The sequence below is a fragment of the Vibrio sp. 10N.239.312.C11 genome, from assembly GCF_041466065.1.
GTDB lineage: Bacteria > Pseudomonadota > Gammaproteobacteria > Enterobacterales > Vibrionaceae > Vibrio > Vibrio tasmaniensis_A.
In genome coordinates this window covers 79,893-93,842 of the sequence record NZ_JBFSRZ010000006.1, presented here as the reverse complement: position 1 = coordinate 93,842, position 13,950 = coordinate 79,893, and the positions used below count along the sequence as shown (strand labels likewise).

Below are 13,950 nucleotides of genomic sequence, written 5' to 3'. Positions count from 1 at the left end.
AAGTGACATTCGGAGAGCTTTAAGCTCCCCATCAGTTTCTACCTGCATACCACTGCTTTCGTTAAAACTCGTATCATTAAGTTAATACAAATAGGCGAAGATCATACCCGGTCTGAAGTAACGACCAGCCGTATATTTCAAGCCAGTACTCAGTAACCATTTGTGTAAGCCTGCCAGCTTTTCTAACGGAATTTCACCGCCCACCATTTTAACAAAATTATCAGTATCTTTCGTCAAGGTTGGATTAATCCGACCGTCAGACAGCACACAGTTTTGAAATTTAAGTACACTTAGCCAGTTTTTCGCATCATTTTGCGTCAATTTGAATGCTTCTATAAGATCTTCCTCATGGACAGACACAGAGCAATTGAACCCTTCTGGCGCTGCAAATGGAATTTTTGAATAGTCATAGAGTGCGGTATACACGGTATCCATCAATGTTTCTGCTTGCTGGTTTTTACCTGCCAGACTCAACGCCGTTGCGACACTAAACTGCACACCAATCCACACATCTTGAGCTTGGAACGCTTCATGCGGTGAACCATCGGCCAACGTCATATTCGCAACCCCAAGCTTAGGGCTGTTAATCTCAAAGTTGTGCTTATAAACATAGTCTAGTGCGCGTTGGATGTTCTCTTGCGGAAAAATACCCTCGAGTCCGATGAGCTTTAGATAACTGTCAGCCAACAAGGCATCACCAAAACTGTTATCGGAATCAGGCACTAAATCTAAGTATTCTTGTGTAAAGGCTTGAGGCGCCGCCTCACTCAGCAAGCGTTTCTTAGAGACTCTTTGAGATACCTTACTGATGCTGATGGAAGTATCCGTTTCATTGAGATAGGTATTGAGCGTGTTCTTGTCAGCAATCGCATCGCCAGTCAATGAAAGTCCTAAGGTTTCCAGAGCTTGATAGCCCGCACCGGTTAGATGCTTGGCTTGAACTGGCGTCACGAAGAAGTGGTAGTAACCCTCTTTGTCATCCCACAAGCTTTGCTCAACGGTTGCCAACGCCTTTTTAGAACGTGTTAAGTAACCGTTAGCTTGCTCGCTTTCACCCATCAATTGTGCAAGTTCACTCGCCGCTTGCAAGCCAGCAACCCAAAGGCTCGCGCAGTAAATTGAAATGCCATGAGAAGCTAGGTTATCAAAGGTATCGTCTGTGCCTCGGGTTAGTGGTAAATCGTCACCTTCAGCGATCAAATTCGATAAGAAATCGATGCTTTCAGTTACTGCTTGCCAGCACTCTTTAACCACAGAGATATCTTGGGTGTTTTGATAATGGCGGTACACCATCAGAATGTATTTCGGCGCTAGGTCCTTCCATTCTTTCACGTTGTGCCAGCTGTAAGCATCTGGCTGGATGTCGAATGGGCTGCCCAAGTCGTGGATCACCGCACCTCGAATGGCACGCACGCCTTGGTACTTGTCATCAATCAATTCGGCATTAGGCGTCGCTTCATATTCCCAGTATCGGCGCTCGGTAAAGTCTTCTGCCAAAATGGCTTTCGAGAACTCTTTCATCACACAGCCATCAAGCTCAGGCAACAAATAAAGCAGTGAGAATGAGCCGTAGAAATACACATCCAGCGAGTTAAAGAATGGGTAGTCGACACACTCTTTCACCAAGAATTTATCTTCTTTGTCCCATACCGTTGATTCCGCTAGGAAAGACAATGAGTTCATTGCCATCGTCGCATAACGCAATGCCGATTCTGGCTGCGATATCTTGCTTTGAGCTTGTTCGAGGAAAGTTGTTTGTTGTTCGACGATCTGCTGCTCAATGGTTTCGAGCTTTGGCAACATGTCTTCTAACATCGGTAATGCAGGCTTTACTTGCGGGTAGAATTGCGTGTAAGCCTTATCTGAGTGCCAACCATTAAGCATGACTTTGCTGTGCGCCATGACCTGTGCAAAACGCAGGTCAACAGACTCGCCAGGTTCCAATTCAACCAGAACCACCACCAATGCGCTTAGAGCTTCACGCCCTGTGTAGATACCGGTTTGGAACTCAGTGTTTGTGCGGCCTGTTTTCAGTGCGAACTCTGTTTGCTGAGCACTCTTAGAGGTGTAAAGCGTTGGCTTCACAGAAATCGAGACCTTGCCAGATTTCGTCAAATGGTTATCCGCTTGAACACCAAACACCACTTCGCCTTCAATATCGCTCTGATAAGGCGACTGGCTAGAAAGCTGAACACCGGTAAAGCTGTGACTTTCGCCTTTTAAGTTAACCACTTCATGCTGCTGAGCGGTCGGATTTTGAGATAAGGTACAAGCCGAATCTTGAATGCCATCACGACCTTTTTGATAGGTTGAACCAATCAAGTTTTGTAGCGGTTGAGCAAGCGTAATCACGCGCGTTTGCGATGAATTATTGGTTAATTCGAAGTGATTCCAGTGCATAGGTAAAGAACAAAGTCGTTTGTTCTCTTTAACGATCGGAGAAACTACCTTACGCTTTATATTAATATTTTCGAAGCTATTGTATTTATATTCAGCCAATGGATATAAAGCTTGATATTCTATATCTCTGCCATTAACACTATCTATGTGATTATTATCACCCGCGGTAAGCGATAATAACTTCGTTGTATCATTTGTTAATAAACCATTAAAGAAATCTAAGGCTACATATAATTGACAAATAGTTGAACCTGAATCTTCTTCAATCAACAATTGAGTCTTATTTGAAAATTCAACGTTCCATTTTGTAAAGTTAGCTTTATTTTCTTGGTAGAATCGACCATTTTTTAATGCTGCTTGAATGAGACTAATCGCATTCGACATTTCTCTACTTTCAATCTTTTTGCCATCAAACAAAGCAGGATAGAAGTTCAGGTGAACGCTTAGCTCTTGTTCATTAAAAACTTGCAGCGTGTTGATGGTTGGCACATTCATCACAGAAGCATAAAAATCATTAAAATTAATAACTTGCTCTGAACAATCGACAAATATCCCCGGAATAAAGCTGAAATTTGGTGTTTTCCCGTTTGGCGTCAGTGTAAATGTGTTACCAATTCCGCCCACCGCCATACCGGTATTTTCTGGTGTGGTAGAAATTGGCGTGTACCAAGGTTGAATAAATTCAACTGCATCACCTTTTTTACATAAGTGTTCCGAATTTCCTGAGTAGCTCGTATATGGAATTTTATTATTCATTTTAAAACCGCCATTGAATATTTTTTTCTTCTTGTTAATATCTTTTCAAAATGGAGACATCAACATGTTTAAAATTATAAATGAAAAATTTGGAAATATTGACTCTGTCACATTAATAAACCACCAACATGGTATAGAACTTCAAATAATCAATGGATTTGGTGCTGTTATTAATAAATATACCGTAAATAACAGTCCATTCTCTTTTATTTGTGGCTATCAGAATTATGATGAACTGATCAACCAACATCCGTTCTTTTCCCGCAGTGCTAAATTATTCCCTTTTCCAAACCGTTTAAACTTAGGTCGTTACAGTTTCGATAACCAAAACCATCAACTCCCAGCTAACTTTCCTTGGTCTGATCACGCCGTACATGGCATGCTCTACAACCAACCTTTTTCAATCACAAACAGCATAGCCACCGAAGAATCCGCTAGTGTGACGTTGCAGTATCAAACGTCATCTTTGCATCCTGCTTTCCCGTTTGCGTTCAACCTTGAAGTCACCTTCAGTATCGATATCACGGGTAAACTCACTTCCTCAACGACCGTTTCTAATCTTGGTGATTCTGCATTCCCATTTGGTGATGCTTGGCACCCTTATTTCTCACTCGGCACTGAGCTAGCACAATGTGGACTCGCTATGTCGCCTTGCTCTGAGGTCATCCACGAAAACGACCTACCCAATGGTGAAAAACTGGCTTTTGACTGTTTGTCTTTGGGTGATTCACTCACCAATCAAAGCTTAAATCACTGCTTTGAATTTGATTCCAAGACAACCAACCAACTTGCGTTTACACGCTCAGATTCGTCTGCCGCTATTCGCTATCAACAAGATGCAAGCTACCCATTCGTTCAGCTTTACACGCCGACTAGCGAACAAAGTATTGCAATAGAACCAATGACTTGCCCAGCTGATGCATTCAATAACCAGATAGGCTTATTGACGCTTAGCCCGAACCAATCTCAGACCTTTACTTGGCAATGCCAAGCCAGCTATCAACCACAGTGATGCAACCAAAATAAAGCGACACTAAAGAGAAACCAAAAAGCAATAAAGGGCGCATAAAGCGCCCTTCTCTTTGTTAACCTAAAATCACCTCGATGGTGTGCTCACCAGAGGTAAACACTGGCGCTTTATTACCTGAAATCAGGTCACCATTTACCTTCATTTCAACCACACCCTTACACACGTTATTCGGGTTAGTGACATGAATATGGTATGTCGCACCACGGAATTGACGGCGGACTTTGAACTCTGGCCATTCTGCCGGAATACATGGGTCCACCAGCAAGCCATCCACTTCAGGGCGAACACCCAGAATCCATTGCGTACCCGCAACGTATGTCCAAGATGACGTACCTGAAAGCCATGCATTTCGGCCTAAACCAAATTGCTTATGTTCATCACCCAAAATGTTTTGTGGGTAGCAGTAAGGCTCAGATTCGAAGGTATCGATGTCGTCGTTCTTAGAAGCTGGGTTGATTTGACGGTAGTACTCGTAAGCACGTTCACCGTTGCCCATCTTCGCTTCTGCGATCATCACCCAAGGGTTAGAGTGCAGGAAGATACCGCCGTTCTCTTTTGCACCTGGTGGGTAAGTTGAAACACCACCTAGCTGTGGATCAAATCCGTTGTAACCAGGAGTTGAAAGCTTAATGCCATTCGCTGTATTCAGCTTGTTGTAAACCGAATCTAGAGCTTGAGTTGCACGTTCTTGAGTCGCGAAACCAGAGATAACAGGCCAGCTTTGACCGTTAGTGTAGATCTGCCCTTGCTCGTTTTTATGAGAGCCGATTGGTAAACCTTGCTCATCAAAGTAACGAACAAACCATTCGCCATCCCAGCCACATTCATTGACTGTGCTCTGCATCTGTTGGTACTGATCTTTAAACTTAGCCGTCAGTTGCGCTTCACCACGCAGGTCACACAAGTCCAACATGTCGAGCAATGCTTTGCCGTACATGTTCGCCACCATCATCGACTCAGCACCCGTTGGCAGGTTCACCGTGTCGTTCCAGTCAGCAAAACCTAACAGCGGTAGGCCGTGCTCGCCAGTATTGGTGTAGGTAAATTCAATCGCGCGGCACAGGTGGTTCCAAACCGTTCCCGTTTCGATTGGGTTGCCCGCTTTGTCTTTTTGATAGAACGGGATCTCTTTGTTCAAGAAGTCTGCATTGCCCGTTTCTTTCACATATTGCGTCACCGCGTAGATGATCCACAGGTGATCATCACCGTAGTAATCAGGGCGATCTTCCTCTTCACGTGAGTCACCCGCGTTCGCTTCCATCGTTGATGGGAAGAACTGATGCATCGCAGAACCGTTGGTGTTTTGCACAGATAACAGACGCTCAATGAACTCACGCGCTTCTTCTGGCATGTGAGTAATTACGCCTAACGTATCTTGCGAAGAATCACGGAAACCAATGCCACGTGCGCCATAGCCAAGCTGGTACAGAGACAGGTAACGAGACCAGTTTTTGGTGGTGTGACACTGACGTGGGTTATGTACATTAAGCATTGAGTTCATTGCAGGATCTGGCGTTTCAACCTGAACTGCTTGTAGGTAACCATCCCAATGTTCAGCCAGTTCAGCGAAAGCTGAATCAACCACTTGATGGTCACGATATTTAGCCAGCAGAGGCAATGCTGCTTCTAGGCTCTGTTCTTGCGCGATTTGTACAATCGTACGTTCTGTCTGCTCTGGAGATAACCAACCTAGGCGCAGGTTAAGTGCACCAATGTTGTCGCCACGTAAACACTCAGTATTGCCTAATTCATCATTGTTTAGTGCTTGTGGCGCTGCCCATGTACCGTAGCCCAAATTACCTAGGAACGATTGGCGATCACCATCAAAAGACGTCGCAGGGCGATCCGCTGTCATCAAGTTCACCGCGTAGTCACGCTTCATGAAAGCATACTGCTCAAGCACGGTATGACCCGACTCTTGCTGGTGTGCTTTTAGCGTCATGGTTTGTGGAACCCAGTCCGCATTGAGTAGCTGTTTAAGCGCATCGAAGTGTGTAAATTCGTACACAGGCACCACATCAACGTGCAGTGCTTTGTCTGAAATGTTGGTGACTTTGATGTCTTGCAGCAGTACTTGGTCAGCTTTTGGTACAAAGAAAGTCGCTTCACAACGCACACCAAAGGCTTCTGCAATGATGGTGGTGTAAGACAAACCGGTGTGGTTTTCAAACTTATCCAACGGCTTCAGAGTGGGTGTGTAGAAAGGTGAGAATATTTCTACGTTGCCCGCTTCATCACGTACCTTGAGGTACATTGTCGAACCTTTGAAATCTGAGTTTGGCAGTTGAGCAATGTACTTGGTGATACGGTTGAGCGCAGGATCACCTTTGCACAGTAGTACGCCGCCGTTGCTATCGACAATGCCACCGAAATCTAATGTGCCGACATAGTTACACCATTTGATCGGCGTGCACGGTGTAGTTGCTACGTATTCTTTGTTTTTATCGTCAAAATATCCGAATTTCATCATCACTATCCCTAGCCCCTCCCAACTCAGGAGGAGCCAAAACAATTTGTCGTAAGTTGGTTGGTGTCAGCTCAATGACTGATTTAAATTGGACTGGCTAGCTCGCTAGCGAGTTCTCACTTAGAGCATCGAACAAGTGGAATGCATCCAAATCCAAGTAAAGCGTCAGATCTTTTACATCCACTTCAGCCGCTTGGGTTTCAACCATCAGCGGTTGACCGCCAATTTCTGTTTTCAGAAGAATGCTTGCGCCCAGTAATTCCTTGTCTTTGATTTTCACAGGGAATGGCAGCACGCGGTCGTGATCAACTTGCTCGGCACGTAGGTGAATGTCTGTTGGACGAACACCAAAATGCAGCGCTAAGTTTTTAGATGCCAGAGACTTAAAGCGCTCAGGCAGTGGGATATGAACATCACCGATTTCAACGAAGTACTCGCCTTCTTTTTCAATCAGTTTTGCTTCCAACATGTTCATTGACGGGTTACCAATGAATTGCGCGACAAACTTGTTTGCAGGACGCTGGAACACCTCGGTTGGTGTACCAACTTGAGCAACATAACCATCTTTCAGGATCACGATGCGATCCGCCAATGTCATCGCTTCGATCTGATCGTGGGTTACGTAGATCGTAGTGGTTTTAAGTTCACGGTGTAGGTGTTTGATCTCTTCACGCATCACGCCACGAAGTTTTGCATCTAGGTTAGATAACGGCTCATCAAACAAGAAAACCTTCGGCGTACGAACCATCGCACGGCCCATTGCCACACGTTGGCGTTGACCACCAGAAAGCTCTTTTGGCTTACGGTTGAGTAGTGGGTCAAGCTCTAGCATTTTTGCGGCTTTTAGCACTTCTACGTCGATTTCAGCTTTAGGCATGCCTTTCAGTTTTAGCGCAAAGGCGATGTTCTCGTAAACCGTCATATGTGGGTACAGAGCGTAGCTTTGGAATACCATCGCCAAGTCACGGTCTTTCGCGTCGACTTTATTCATCAATTTACCGCCAACCACGATGTCACCCGAGCTGATACTTTCAAGGCCAGCAAGCATGCGTAGCGTTGTCGATTTACCACAGCCAGATGGGCCAAGGAAAACCACGAACTCACCGTCTTCAACCGTAAAATCAAACTCTTTGACGACTTCAACATCACCGAATGATTTTTTGATGTTCTTAAATTCTACTTTAGCCATTATCTGTTCTCCTCAGCGCGCTCTAGCAGCATATTTCGGTACGCAATTGCGCTCTGTTTCAATGTTCTTTCTTGGGTGGTGTAGTCAACATGGACAATGCCAAAACGCTGGCAGTAGCCGAATGCCCACTCAAAGTTATCCATCAGGCTCCAAGCGAAGTAACCATCAACTTTCACACCGGCTTCAACCGCGTTGTGAACCGCTTCGATATGACCTTGGAAATAGCGAACACGTTGGTCATCCATCACTTGTCCGTTAACACGCTCGTCGTTGCCTGCAGCACCATTTTCTGTGATGTAGATAGGTGGCATATTTTCGTAGCGAGCATCTAGTCTTACCAATAAATCGGTTAAACCTTGTGGGTTGATCTCCCAGCCAATGTAAGTGTGTTCAGCTTCAGTTTGTTTCACCGATTCGATGTCGCCATTCTCGTTAAAGCGAGCGACATTGCGTGTGTAGTAGTTGATGCCGATGTAATCAACCGGAGCACTGATGATGTCTAAGTCACCTTCAAGGATCATCGGCATGTTCATCGCTTGGCGTTCAACCACTAGCTGTGGGTACTCGCCTTTTAATACTGGGTCGATGAACCAGTGGTAGTTCTCCGCTTCGCAGTAATCTGCTGCCCCTTGATCTTGTGGCGTCAGCGGGTAAGCCGGGGTCGCGTTGAATACCACACCATGCTTCGCGTGAGGTGCATTCTTGCGAAGGATCGGCATTGCCAAACCGTGTGCCAGCATTAGGTGGTGAGACGCTAGGTAGCCCTCTTTTTCGCCCTTGATACCTGGCGCGTGTTCGCCCCAGCGGTAGCCTAGGAATGCAGACACAAACGGTTCATTCAGCGTGGTGTACACATCGATGTTGTCACCAAAGTATTTGCTCACCACTTCTGCGTATTCTGCGAATTTGTAAGACGTTTCGCGGTTTAGCCAGCCGCCTTTATCTTCAAGGTATTGCGGAAGATCCCAGTGATACAGCGTCACATATACCTTCATTCCACGAGCATGACACTCATCGATGATCTGACCGTAAAACTCTAGACCTTGCTGGTTGACGACACCGTCTTGTGGCAGGATGCGCGGCCATGCAATAGAGAGACGGTAAGCATCAACGCCTAAGCCTTGAATCATCTCGATATCTTGTTGCCATAAGTGGTAGTGGTCACACGCCACATCACCATTGTCGCCGTTATCGACCTTGCCCGGCGTCTTACAGAAAGTGTCCCAGATAGACGGTGTACGACCGCCCTCTTCAACGCCGCCTTCAATTTGGTATGAAGATGTCGCGACACCGAATACAAATTCCTTACTGCGTAACTTTGAATCACTTGGAAGTTGATATTTATTCATTGTTATAACCCTTAAACCTAACCTTTGACTGCGCCGGACGTTAAACCACTGATCATCTGTTTCGATGCGAACAAGTAAGTAATCACGAGCGGTAAAATAGAAATTGTGGTACCTAGCATTACCGCGCCCCATGGCGTATTCGGAATACCTTGAACACTTCGAAGTGCTTGCGTAATAACATAGTTATCTGGGTTGTTTAGCACCACTAGAGGCTGCATGAACATGTTCCAGAAGAAAACGAACTGCACGATAGCCAATGTTGCGAGTGCAGGCTTCATCAGTGGCAGTACCACGCTCCAGTACGTTCTGAACTCACCAGCACCATCCAATTTCGCCGCTTCAAGTAGCTCTTTTGGAATCGATGCAATCACGTGCTGACGCATCAAGAAGATGCCAAATGGTGTGGTGGTGAACGGTAGCCATACCGCCATGTGGTTATCCAACAAGCCTAAGAATTTCACGATCATGAAGTAAGGGATCAAGCTAAGCACAGGCGGAATCGCCATTGAGCCAACCAGCATGCCGAACAACACGTTCTTACCGCGGAACTTAAACACAGCAAACGCGTAGCCACCCATGCTACAAAACAGCAGCGAGATGGTGGTACCTAAGAAAGCCACGTAAATCGAGTTAAACATCGCTTTCCAAAACGGCATGATTTCAAGCAATTTGGCGTAGTTAATCGCCAGGCTATCGCCAATCGCAAAGCTAATGCCCGTGCCGAAAATTTCAGAACGGTCACGCGTTGATAGCAGTGCCGACCATACAAATGGAAAGACTGTAATTAGCGCTGAAACAACCAATAAGATACCTAGCATGACCATCAAGATCTTAGTCAGAATAAACATGCTGCGTTCGCTTGGTATCAGTCCACTTAGTGGTGAGGTATTTGTCTTAATTGATGTCGACATCTTAATGTTCCCCTAAGCCTTTCTTACCGAAGAGTAAAAATTGAACCAATGTACAAGTCGCGATGAGTGCAAACAGTAACCACGAGATAGCAGATGCTGTGCCCATTTCTAGCCATTCCCAACCCACTTTGTAGAGGTACATCGAGATAGTTAAACCAGATTGGCCAGTACCACCTGTACCACGTGTTAGTACGAACGGTTCTTCAAACATTTGCAGGTTACCGATGATGGTCATCGTGATAGCAAAGAAGATGAATGGACGAATCATTGGTAGCGAAATGTTCCAGAAGCGGCGGAAGGCATTGGCACCATCCATACGTGCAGCTTCTAAGATGTCTTTAGGAATCGTCATTAAACCCGTGGTGTAAAGGACGATGTTAAAACCGGTGTATTTCCAGAAAACCATGATTGCGATAGACGGCTTCACCATAGTGGCATCGTCTAACCAACGGATTGGTTGAAAATCGTTAACCCAAGCAAATGCCCAACCAAACAGCGTGCTATCGGCCAGAGCCATCAGCGTTTGGTTAATAATTCCTGAGTTAGGAGAGTACATATTGAAGAAAATCAGTGACGCTGCGACCGTTGATGTAATGAACGGTAGAAAGTACGCCGATGTTAGCCAGTGACGCATACGGTCACCCATTGAAACCAACATGTAAGCGACTGGAATAGCGACTAAATGCTGAGCCACGCCTGAAGTGATTGCTAGCCAAAGCGTGTTCTTCAATGAACGCCATAGCCATGGGTCCGTTAAAGCAATGTGATAGTTCTCAAAACCAACGAACTCCATCGCATCCATGCCTCTTACTGGGTTCCACTCGTGAAACGACAGGTAAACAGAGAACAACAGCGGGAAGATCCCAAATACAGAAAAAATGATCAGAAACGGCAGAAGAAATCCATACGGTGTAAGCGCTTTCAAATTTAGACGAGAAAAAAGGCTTTTGTCCGCAGGTTCTATCGTTGTGCTCGCTGTATGATTCATAGTAACGACCTCTTAAAAAGGAAGCGCGTTATCCACGCTTCCTCACTTACTTAAAGTAAAAACCAATTAAAGATTACGCGTGCGACGCTTGATTAGACGCTCTGCCTCTTTAAGCGCAGTCTTGATGTCTTTGCCTTCATCAAGTACTTCCATCAATGCGTTCTCTAAGATAATAGAACGTGCAACGTGGTCGCCTTGTGCTGGAGAGACTGGTTTGATGTTCTGTGCCACTTCAGCAAACAGTAGACGAGCTTTTTGCCCACCTAGGAATTCCATCTCTTCTTGGAAAAGCTCATCGTCATACGTGGTGATGTTCGCTGGGAAAGCAGCAATCGTTTCGAAGTGTTTAAGCTGTACTTCACGATCCGTCGTCATGTATTCAATAAGCGCCCAAGCTTCATCTGGGTTTTCTGATTGAGTTGGAATAGAAAGGAATGAACCACCCCAGCTGCCGTAGATACCATCAGGTAGGTTTTCGACTGCCCACTTACCTTTAGTTTCAGGAGCAATCCAGTTATTTAGGTGACCAAGAAGCCAAGCGCCAGAAAGTTGAGTTGCAAATGTGCCGTTGCGGAAGCCTTCGTACCATTCGTTAGACCAAGCCAGGATGCGGCCGTCTAAGCCTTTGTCGCGAATCTCTTTTGCTACTTCAAAAGCGTGAACAAAACGCTCTGATGTCACCACTGGGGTGCCATCTTTATCGAAGTACAGACCTTCACCTTCAGGAACGGTCGTGAAGATAATCGCTTGTGCCACGTCGGCTGCCGAAGCGATAAGTTGTACGTTTTGCTCTTTCAGTTTTTCACCAGCAGCTATGTATGAATCCCAATCTTTGATTGCTTTTTCTACATCAATGCCCGCTTTTTCGAATACGTCGGTACGGTAGTACATAACACCTGGACCTAAGTCGACAGGGATACCATACATGTCGCCGTCAGCGCCTTTGCCTTGTGCCCATGCGTAAGGTGCGAATCGCTCTTCGTATTTATCTGCACCGTAGTTTTCAGACAAGTTAACTAGGCCGCCAGAACCCACGAATGGACCGATTTTCTCAACGTCGACAACAATCACATCACCCGCACCAGAACCCGTTGCAAGGTTCGTTGTGAGTTTCGTGTGGTGGTCACCGTGGTTGTTCATAAGGTAATCAACTTTAATCCCCGTTTCCTTTTCGAAATCAGGCAGTAATACCTTCAGGCTGCTATCGAAATCAGGGAAACCGTCGAAACGGATTTCTTTGTCAGCCGCATTCACAGCTGTTGTACCTAATCCTAAAGCAACCGCGCATGAAAGCGCTAAGGTCTTAAATTTCATGTTCTATCCTTAATATTTTTATAGGGTAACTGGTAAATCCGATACCGAGTTTCTAGTGACCAACGTCGGCAGCAATTTAAAGTTCACGTCATGTTTTATTTTCTTTAGCTTTTGCAGAGTGAGCTGCACCGCTTCAATGCTCATCTCTTCAATTGGGAAATTAATGGTGGTCAAACTAGGGGTCAGATAGCGCGCGAAGATGGTGTTATCGAAGCCCACCAGTGATACATCTTTCGGAACAGACAGTCCCTCTTGATGAAGCACCTCAAAGGCGCCAAATGCCATGTGATCATTCGAAGCAAATACTGCGGTGAAATGACACTTACGATTCATCAGCTTCTTCATAGCACTGATGCCCGTCTCTTCAGTAAAGCCCGCTTCCGAGACTAAGGCTTCATCGTATGGCACACCCGCTTCTTCCAAGGCCTTTCGATACCCCTGCAAACGCCCCCTAGCGTCTGCTTTATCTAAAGGCCCGGTAATACACGCGATATCTGTGTGTCCCTTTTGCAAAAGATATTGAGTAGCGAGTAGCCCCCCGACTTCGTTATCAATATCAATGCAACTCATCGCCATTTCTGGGATGAAGCGGTTAATTAAAACCACAGGGGTCCCCTGTTCTTCCAATTCAATTAAATAATCATCACTGAGCAATTGAGTATGGAGAATCAAAGCATCAACACGACGCCCCAGCAGAAACTCCACAGACTCACGTTGCCCTTGCTCAGTATTCGAACCCGCTGTAACTACAGCGTGGTAACCAAAGCGGCGTAGGTTCTCTTCTATGCAATGCAAAATGCCGGAATAGAAAGAGCCGCCAAGTTCTGGAACAACAACACCCACACTACCAGTACGACTTGAAGCCAAGGCTTGAGCGATAGAGTTCGGGCGATAACCCAATTCTTTGATCGCTTTTTCAACCTTTAATTTCTTGTCATGACTGACTCTGCTAGTGCCATTAATAACCCTAGACACTGTCGCCTGAGACACACCTGCATGTTCTGATACGTGTTTAATTGTTGCCACTCGAACCTCGATACTTCATTAGCTTGTAACCGCTTACAAAACGATTATTAAAGAAAGGCGTCTTGGTTGAAGTGAGTGTCATCACACTAAAGTTGGAGGTGAAAAGGCCAGTTGTGGAAATCATGAAAGCGCTTACAGATTCACTTCACGCCATGAAACTATTTCATGAGATCATGAATCCATAGTTAGTCAGTTTTGTTAAAAGTTATAGTTCAGTGAAGGGGTTTCAACATAACTATCGGCGTATCCAATACAATTGATGTCTAGTATTCCTCCTATCTAGCCTATTGATATGCAAGGGCTACGATGCGACTTAGCCATTACAATTAACAAGGGGAAATCAACGTGTGTGAAATAAATTAATATGAAACGGGGTATTGAAGACGATATGGAGAATAAGTGAAGAGGCAATACCAAATGATAGAACAGGTATTCAAGACGAAAAAAAGGGCACATAAAATGTGCCCAAGAATGGAGTTAATTGAAACGTGCCCTAATCAATCTGCCTTTAGGGCTAAAT

Annotated in this window: 9 protein-coding genes; 1 reads left to right on the top strand and 8 read right to left on the bottom strand. The window is 45.4% G+C overall.

Annotated elements, in window-relative coordinates:
- Positions 1 to 81: 81 nt before the first annotated feature.
- Positions 82 to 3,156 carry a GH116 family glycosyl hydrolase gene (locus tag AB6D07_RS04470; RefSeq protein ID WP_029222815.1) on the bottom strand — a complete coding sequence of 1,025 codons (3,075 nt, stop codon included), beginning with the start codon at positions 3,154 to 3,156 and terminating at the stop codon, positions 82 to 84.
- Between the two features lie 64 nt (positions 3,157 to 3,220).
- Here AB6D07_RS04470 and AB6D07_RS04465 point away from each other — a divergent pair, with 64 nt between their 5' ends.
- Positions 3,221 to 4,168 carry an aldose 1-epimerase gene (locus tag AB6D07_RS04465; protein ID WP_017102382.1) on the top strand — a complete coding sequence of 316 codons (948 nt, stop codon included), beginning with the start codon at positions 3,221 to 3,223 and terminating at the stop codon, positions 4,166 to 4,168.
- A 73-nt stretch (positions 4,169 to 4,241) separates the two neighbouring features.
- Here the strand turns inward: AB6D07_RS04465 and AB6D07_RS04460 are convergent, their stop codons facing one another.
- The 7 genes from AB6D07_RS04460 to AB6D07_RS04430 all read right to left on the bottom strand — a co-directional run bounded on the left by AB6D07_RS04460 (position 4,242) and on the right by AB6D07_RS04430 (position 13,430).
- A complete protein-coding gene (locus AB6D07_RS04460) occupies positions 4,242 to 6,656 on the bottom strand; it encodes a GH36-type glycosyl hydrolase domain-containing protein (protein ID WP_032500582.1) in 2,415 nt (804 codons plus the stop codon).
- Between the two features lie 94 nt (positions 6,657 to 6,750).
- Complete coding sequence (locus AB6D07_RS04455; protein ID WP_009846155.1) at positions 6,751 to 7,842, bottom strand: ABC transporter ATP-binding protein; 1,092 nt, start codon at positions 7,840 to 7,842, stop codon at positions 6,751 to 6,753.
- Positions 7,842 to 9,191, bottom strand: coding sequence for a GH1 family beta-glucosidase (locus AB6D07_RS04450; RefSeq protein ID WP_029222814.1), 1,350 nt, complete (start codon positions 9,189 to 9,191; stop codon positions 7,842 to 7,844). The genes AB6D07_RS04455 and AB6D07_RS04450 overlap by 1 nt, the downstream gene beginning before the upstream one ends.
- A 17-nt stretch (positions 9,192 to 9,208) precedes the next feature.
- A complete protein-coding gene (locus AB6D07_RS04445) occupies positions 9,209 to 10,102 on the bottom strand; it encodes a carbohydrate ABC transporter permease (protein ID WP_009846153.1) in 894 nt (297 codons plus the stop codon).
- Position 10,103: 1 nt separating this feature from the next.
- Complete coding sequence (locus AB6D07_RS04440; protein WP_009846152.1) at positions 10,104 to 11,090, bottom strand: carbohydrate ABC transporter permease; 987 nt, start codon at positions 11,088 to 11,090, stop codon at positions 10,104 to 10,106.
- Between the two features lie 66 nt (positions 11,091 to 11,156).
- Complete coding sequence (locus AB6D07_RS04435; protein ID WP_017102379.1) at positions 11,157 to 12,404, bottom strand: ABC transporter substrate-binding protein; 1,248 nt, start codon at positions 12,402 to 12,404, stop codon at positions 11,157 to 11,159.
- Between the two features lie 18 nt (positions 12,405 to 12,422).
- Positions 12,423 to 13,430 (bottom strand): LacI family DNA-binding transcriptional regulator, encoded by a 1,008-nt coding sequence (locus tag AB6D07_RS04430; protein ID WP_012601182.1) that lies wholly within the window; start codon positions 13,428 to 13,430, stop codon positions 12,423 to 12,425.
- Between the last annotated feature and the right edge of the window lie 520 nt (positions 13,431 to 13,950).

Excerpts from the sequence above, each read along its gene's own strand:
- AB6D07_RS04470 (WP_029222815.1), bottom strand. The coding sequence starts at position 3,156 with ATGAATAATAAAATTCCATATACGAGCTACTCAGGAAATTCGGAACAC.
- AB6D07_RS04465 (WP_017102382.1), top strand. The coding sequence starts at position 3,221 with ATGTTTAAAATTATAAATGAAAAATTTGGAAATATTGACTCTGTCACA.
- AB6D07_RS04460 (WP_032500582.1), bottom strand. The coding sequence starts at position 6,656 with ATGATGAAATTCGGATATTTTGACGATAAAAACAAAGAATACGTAGCA.
- AB6D07_RS04455 (WP_009846155.1), bottom strand. The coding sequence starts at position 7,842 with ATGGCTAAAGTAGAATTTAAGAACATCAAAAAATCATTCGGTGATGTT.
- AB6D07_RS04450 (WP_029222814.1), bottom strand. The coding sequence starts at position 9,191 with ATGAATAAATATCAACTTCCAAGTGATTCAAAGTTACGCAGTAAGGAA.
- AB6D07_RS04445 (WP_009846153.1), bottom strand. The coding sequence starts at position 10,102 with ATGTCGACATCAATTAAGACAAATACCTCACCACTAAGTGGACTGATA.
- AB6D07_RS04440 (WP_009846152.1), bottom strand. The coding sequence starts at position 11,090 with ATGAATCATACAGCGAGCACAACGATAGAACCTGCGGACAAAAGCCTT.
- AB6D07_RS04435 (WP_017102379.1), bottom strand. The coding sequence starts at position 12,404 with ATGAAATTTAAGACCTTAGCGCTTTCATGCGCGGTTGCTTTAGGATTA.